This window comes from Nocardia sputi (assembly GCF_023501985.1).
Genome location: NZ_JAMFLC010000009.1, coordinates 332,104 through 338,112, shown reverse-complemented (window position 1 = coordinate 338,112; position 6,009 = coordinate 332,104). Strand labels below are relative to the sequence as shown.

The 6,009-nt window shown below is 65.7% G+C and carries 7 protein-coding genes; 3 read left to right on the top strand and 4 right to left on the bottom strand.

Annotated elements, in window-relative coordinates:
* Positions 1-443: 443 nt before the first annotated feature.
* From M8859_RS15700 to M8859_RS15690, 3 genes are all read left to right on the top strand, one after another.
* Positions 444-908: a DUF5994 family protein gene (locus M8859_RS15700; RefSeq protein WP_159930773.1), complete on the top strand. Its 465-nt coding sequence runs from the start codon at positions 444-446 to the stop codon at positions 906-908.
* A gap of 60 nt (positions 909-968) precedes the next feature.
* A complete protein-coding gene (locus tag M8859_RS15695) occupies positions 969-1,388 on the top strand; it encodes a DUF5994 family protein (RefSeq protein ID WP_159930778.1) in 420 nt (139 codons plus the stop codon).
* A gap of 254 nt (positions 1,389-1,642) precedes the next feature.
* Positions 1,643-3,499, top strand: coding sequence for a DNA/RNA non-specific endonuclease (locus tag M8859_RS15690; RefSeq protein ID WP_159930772.1), 1,857 nt, complete (start codon positions 1,643-1,645; stop codon positions 3,497-3,499).
* A 26-nt stretch (positions 3,500-3,525) separates the two neighbouring features.
* Here M8859_RS15690 and M8859_RS15685 read toward each other — a convergent pair whose 3' ends face one another.
* The 4 genes from M8859_RS15685 to M8859_RS15670 form a co-directional block, all read right to left on the bottom strand.
* Positions 3,526-3,984, bottom strand: coding sequence for an SRPBCC family protein (locus tag M8859_RS15685; protein WP_159930771.1), 459 nt, complete (start codon positions 3,982-3,984; stop codon positions 3,526-3,528).
* 308 nt (positions 3,985-4,292) lie between these two features.
* Entirely contained in the window at positions 4,293-5,519 is a 1,227-nt protein-coding gene (locus M8859_RS15680) for a cytochrome P450 (RefSeq protein ID WP_249644449.1), read from the bottom strand.
* The gene (locus M8859_RS15675) at positions 5,516-5,761 is read right to left on the bottom strand and encodes a ferredoxin (protein WP_195070128.1); all 246 of its coding nucleotides are present in this window, start codon (positions 5,759-5,761) and stop codon (positions 5,516-5,518) included. The genes M8859_RS15680 and M8859_RS15675 overlap by 4 nt, the downstream gene beginning before the upstream one ends.
* 3 nt (positions 5,762-5,764) lie before the next feature.
* Complete coding sequence (locus tag M8859_RS15670; protein WP_159930768.1) at positions 5,765-5,902, bottom strand: hypothetical protein; 138 nt, start codon at positions 5,900-5,902, stop codon at positions 5,765-5,767.
* Positions 5,903-6,009: the final 107 nt, after the last annotated feature.

Here is a 6,009-nt window from a genome sequence, read left to right as displayed (position 1 = left end):
GCTGTCAGCACGGTCGTCCTGGTGATCGGACCGTTGCCCCGACCGGTGGCGGCGCGGTCGGGCCGCCGGTCTCCCGCGGGAGAGTTCGGGCGGCGGATCGGAACGTCGGCCATCTTCGGATGCCTCCAATACCATCCACACACTCAGAACACATGATGTCATGAGTGTAGACCTACAACGTTGACAATGCGTCGCGATCGGCGTCTAATGGAGATACACGGCAACTACGCGGCCACTTCGCCGATCCACGCCGACTCAGCGGTCCGCAGCAGATGACCTCCGCAGACACGGCAGCCATCGGTTCGCTACCCGAACACTGGACACGAGGTCGGCCACCCGGTCCGCCGACGAGGCCGCCCAGTTGTCGTCCGCGCCGCGCGGCCGCCATCCGTGTCTACCGCCACCATCGGCCACGACGCGGCGCTCCCGCGAGAGGACTTGACATGCGATTCCACAGAAACAGCGACACGAGCACGACATCCGACCCCCTGCATTCGCCCTACGCCCGGCACAGCGTTCCGCCCGACTACACACCCCGGCTGAGGTTGAAGCCGAAAGCGGAACGCGGCGACTACATCGACGGCGCATGGTGGCCCCGCTCCGATGAACTCACCGCCGAACTGCCCGATCTCCTCGCCGTCCTTACGGTGCGCCTCGGCCCCGTCTGGCGAGTCGTCTACGACCCCACCGGCTGGTCGGACGCACCCCGGCAGACCACCGTCCACGGTGGGCACACCGTCCGGCTCGATTCCTATCCCTTCGAAATGTGGAACACGATGTACGTCTTCGGTCGCGACAACGATCTGATCGTGCTCCGCGTGATCCCCTCGGCCACCGACGACGACATCGCCCACACGGCCCTGATGGCCGCCGTCACGCCCGAATCCGCAACCCCCGCCCCCGGGTGAACAGAGGAACACACCATGCCCCGAATCAGAATCCGGCGCCCGATCACCAACCACTTCGACATGGCCGCCGCGACCGGCCCGCCGCCGACCGGCGGTCAACCCTTCCGAACCCCAACCCGCACACCCCGCCTGCTGCTGCGCGAATCCGAGACCGGGACCGGTCCCGAACAGGTCGACGGCGCCTGGTGGCCATGGACGAACAACCTCACCGCCGAACTCCACGACCTGATCAGCGTCCTCACTCCACGCCTGGGCCCCACCGCACGCGTCAGCTTCGACTGGAATGCCATCAGTCTCACCCAACGCAGCATCGACCGCCACGACGGCGTCGAAGTACATGGACCCGAGGCCGGTCAACCGCACGGCGTCATGCGTTTGATCGGCACCAACGGTGCTCAGGTGACACTGCACGTCATCCCCGCCGACACACCACCCGCGCGAGCGGAGCGCGAACTACGGCAGGCCGCAGGGAAATCCTGAGCGACTGCGCGTGACGGCGACCATCCGGTGAGCGCTGACACCGTGCCCCACGTCGGTAATGCCGACAGGACAAGTTTCGCGCACCGTAAAACGGTACTGCGTTGATCACCCGAACGAACTTCACACAGCATTTCGGCGCTCCCTTGGTTCGAGTAGTTCTCTACTCGTGTGCGGGCTCCGTGGTGATCCGACGATGGTGACACCGGTGACACGACGTTGTCGTCACCACGCTCACCCTCGAACCGGAGTCACCCATGCCTGCGAAAAAGAATTCACTATCCGGCCGGTCCCACGCCGAGAACGACGATCTTCTCACCGCACTGCGTAAATTCATCCGCACCAAGGCGGAGGACTACCTCGAAGACCCGAATATCTCCTCGATCGGCGTCGGTTACAAGCAGGTCGACGGGAAATCGACCGGCGAAATCGCGGTGCAGTTCACGGTGAACGAGAAGGTGTCCGGACCGGAGGCACTCGACGCATTGGGCACGTCAACGCTTCCGGAAACCATCATCGTCGACGGCATCGTCGTGCCGACCGACGTACTGCAGCGCAGATACGAGCCTGCGTTCCGGCTGGTCGCCGAAGCCGCTGCACCCGAACGAAAGTCGCGCCTGGATCCGGTCGTTCCCGGCATCAGCGTCGCCCATCCCGCCGGCACGGCGGGAACGATCGGGTGCGTCGTCTACGACCGGGACGACGGGACGCCGTATGTGCTGAGCAATTGGCACGTCCTGCACACCGCGGCGGGCGTGCTCGGCGACGACGCCGTGCAGCCCGGCCCGCGCGACGACAATCGCATCGACCGCAACCGGCTCGGCAAGCTCGTCAGGTCTCATCTCGGTACGGCAGGCGACTGCGCCGTCGCCACGATCGAGAACCGGCAATTCAGCGCCCGGATCGCCGGACTCGACGTCGTCCCGGACAGCCTCGGGGAACCCGAGCTGGGCGACAAGGTCATCAAGAGCGGCCGGACCACCCGGGTCACCCACGGCATCGTGCGGCGCGTCGACGTGGTGGCCGAGATCAGCTACGGCGGCGTCGGCTCCAAGCGCATCGGCGGCTTCGAGATAGGACCTGATCCGGACAATCCGCCGTTCGACGGCGAGATCAGCAGCTCGGGCGACTCGGGATCGGCGTGGATGTTCACATTGCCCGGCGGCGAGACCAGCACGGTTTTGGCCGGATTGCATTTCGCGGGCGAGATGGCGCCCAGCACCGATGAGCACGCACTGGCCTGCCTGCCGCAATCGGTGTTCGAGAAGCTCGGCATCACGCTGACCCCGCCCGTCGCCGACGAAGTCGCGGTCCTCGCCGGATACGACCCGCATTTCCTCGCGTCGGCGGTGCCGCTGCCGGAGGTGGACACCGAACTGCGCCCCGACGTCGCGACAGCACTCGACGGCGCGGACGTCCTGCACTACACGCATTTCTCCCTCGCGATGCGCCGCTCGCGCCGATTCGCCATCTGGGTGGCCTGGAACATCGACGGCGCTTCGATGAAGAAACTCTCGCGAAAGAAGATCGACTTCGTCAAGGATCCGCGGCTGGACGCGCAAGCCCAGGTCGGCAACGAGTTGTACCGCGACAACCGGCTCGATCGCGGCCATCTGGCGCGACGCGCCGATCTACTCTGGGGCAGCCTGCCCGAAGCGGCGAAAGCCAACAAGGACTCGTTCTTCTACACCAACATCACCCCGCAGATGGACGACTTCAACCAGAGCACCCGCGACGGGATCTGGGGCCGGCTCGAGGACGCCGTCTTCGCCGACGTCGACGTCGACGACCTCAAGGTCAGCGCGTTCGGCGGCCCGGTCTGCACCGACGACGACCGGGAATTCCGGCAGGTCAAGATCCCGCGCGAGTTCTGGAAGGTCATCGCGTTCGAAGAAAACGGTGTCCTCAAGGCCCGCGGCTTCCTGTTGAGCCAGAACCTGCAACAGCTCGAAGCGCTCGAACTCGATGAGTTCCGCGTCTTCCAGGTCCCGCTGACCGAGATCGAACAGCGCGCCCGCTTCCGGTTCCCGCAAGCTCTGCACGACGCGGATTTACAGGTCGCGCCGGAGGAGGTGGCCGCCCCATTGATCTCCACCACGGACATCCGGTGGTGAGGTCGGCCGAGTTCGATACGTGATCGCTATATCGCGCGGGACTGCGGAGGTGCGGTGAAGCCCTCGGCGAATTCGACGAAGTTCTGTACGACGGTTTCGCACTCTCGTCGGACGGTGCGTTTGAGCAGGATGCCGGGCACCAACAGCGACGAGTGCACCTCCGTGTGATACCAAACCTGCGTTCGGTCTCCGTCCTCGGACACTTCGAACCAACCACCGCCGCCGAGCCCGACACAGCTGTCCACGACCTGCCACGACACTCGGTCATCGGTCCAATCGTATTCCAGCACTTGCAGATCCGACCTTCCGAGGAAAGTATCCGCGGTCACGTAAACCCGCTGCGGCCTGCCGGATTCGCCGCGAGTGGCCACGCGCGCATCCGAATACACCGCCCATTCGGGAAGCATTTCGATGGCCGCCACCGCGTCGAAGACCTGATCGGGACCGATGTCGACGGCGAAACGAATATCGGTTTTAACGCGCATAACTCCTCCACCCCCCGGACCAACGCGGCCGATTCTGCCCGCAACTCTTCGCATCCGTCAACATGCGTCAACCGCCCGCCCGGATCGCCGCCACGGGAATCCAGCTGCCAAATGCCGAATACAGGTAGCTGGCTACTCGTAAGCTATTTTGTGGGCGGTAGCAGTGTTCGCGTGGATTCCCAGAATGCGGAGATCTGTCGGATCCCCGCCTCTGCGAATTCGCGGTATCACCAGGGCATGTCACGTGGATCTGCTTCACCGCTTACCGGAGCGACAAAACAGGCCCTGAAGGCGTGCTCGGCCGACGGTTACCCCGCCGTTTCCGTCCAGGTGACCGGCAGTTCGTGGACGCCGTAGATGTTCATGTCGGTCCTGAGTCTCACCTCACCGGCGGGGATGGCGAGCCGCAGGCTCGGGAAGCGACGCAGCAATCCGGCGAAACCCGCGCGCATCTCGATGCGGCCCAGTTGCTGGCCCAGGCATTGGTGGACGCCGTGACCGAAGGACAGGTGACCGCGAGCCTTGCGGTGGATGTCCAGCGTGTCGGGGTTGTCGAAGCGCTGGGGGTCGTGGTTGGCGGCCAGCAACGAGACGACGACGGTCGAGCCCTTGCCGATGGTTTCACCGTCGAGTTCGATGTCCTCCGTGGCGTAGCGATAGAAGATGTCGGCAACGGACAGGTAGCGCATGAGCTCCTCGACGGCATCGGGGACGAGGTCGGGGTCGGCGCGCAGTTCCGCGAGCTGCTCGGGGTGCTCCAGGAGTGCGAAGGTGCCGAGCGCCAACATGTTGGCGGTGGTCTCGTGGCCCGCGAGCAGAAGCAGGAAGGCGATGCCGGTCAGCTCCTCGATGCCGAGGTCGTCGTCGCGGGCAAGGTCGGAGAGTATGTCTTCGCCTGGTTCGGCGCGCTTGCGCGTGACAAGTTCGGCCAGGTACGAGGTCATCGCGCCGTACGCGGCCATCTTCTCCTCGAGCGGCTGGTCCTTGACCAAGAACTTGGCCGAGTTGACCTGGAAGGTCGCCCGGTCCGCGTAGGGAACACCGAGCAGTTCGCAGATCACCAGCGAGGGCACCGGCAGCGCGAACTCCTTGACCAGGTCGACCGGCGGGGTCAGGCGCGCCAGCTCGTCCAGTTGCCGCTCGGTGATGTCGATGATCTGCTCCTCGAGCATCTTCATGCGTCTGACGGTGAAGGCGCCGGTGAGCTTGCGCCGCAAGCGGGTGTGGTCCGGCGGATCCATGGCGATGAAAAGGCCCGGGATCTGCGGGGACGGCTCGGTGGCGACGGGCATGCCGGGGATCTCGTACGGCACATGCATGATGCCGATGTCCTGACGGGAGCTGAACCGGGTGTCGGCCATGAGCCGGCGGACCGCGTGGTAGCCGGTGACCAGCCAGCCCTCGTGACCGTCGGGGAAGATCAGGGGGCTGACCGGGCGAGCCTCGCGCAGCCGGGTGATCCGGCTGGGCGGGTCGAAGGGGCCGGCATCGCGTTCCATCGGGAGGCCGTGCGGGACGGGAACCGTGCTGGTCATCGGGTTTCCTTTCGTGGCGGTTGTTGCGCCGCGGATATGGTCTGGTCGCCGGAGACGATCGTGATCGCGCCGGATGGGCACACCTGGACGGCTTCGCGGACGGCCGGCTGCCCCTCGGGCGCGGGTGTGCGGTCCAGGGGCACCACCCGTCCGTCCTCGGTGTCCTGGTCGAACACTTCGGGGGCGGTCAGCACGCACATGCCCGCGCCGATACAGCGCTCTCGGTCCACCCTGAGCTCCATCGGTCACCCCTCCGCGCAGGTGAGCGGGAGGGATGGCACGCGGTAGCCGAGCGCGTCGGTGCCCAACCGGGTCTCCTCGGCCGGGCACAGCGTCGGGAGCGGGATGGCCGACGGGGAAGCCGCAATCGCTGAACTATTCACAGGAAGACTGTCGCCGGAGCGGCTGACACCGGCCTGATACCGACCTGACACGTCCACTGACACGGTGTTCTCGCTGGTCGTATCGGACCGGAGGGACGGACGAACCG

Bases quoted from the DNA above. Each gene is read 5' to 3' on its own strand.
- M8859_RS15695 (WP_159930778.1), top strand. From the start codon at position 969: ATGGCCGCCGCGACCGGCCCGCCGCCGACCGGCGGTCAACCCTTCCGA.
- M8859_RS15685 (WP_159930771.1), bottom strand. From the start codon at position 3,984: ATGCGCGTTAAAACCGATATTCGTTTCGCCGTCGACATCGGTCCCGAT.
- M8859_RS15690 (WP_159930772.1), top strand. From the start codon at position 1,643: ATGCCTGCGAAAAAGAATTCACTATCCGGCCGGTCCCACGCCGAGAAC.
- M8859_RS15675 (WP_195070128.1), bottom strand. From the start codon at position 5,761: ATGGAGCTCAGGGTGGACCGAGAGCGCTGTATCGGCGCGGGCATGTGC.
- M8859_RS15680 (WP_249644449.1), bottom strand. From the start codon at position 5,519: ATGACCAGCACGGTTCCCGTCCCGCACGGCCTCCCGATGGAACGCGAT.
- M8859_RS15700 (WP_159930773.1), top strand. From the start codon at position 444: ATGCGATTCCACAGAAACAGCGACACGAGCACGACATCCGACCCCCTG.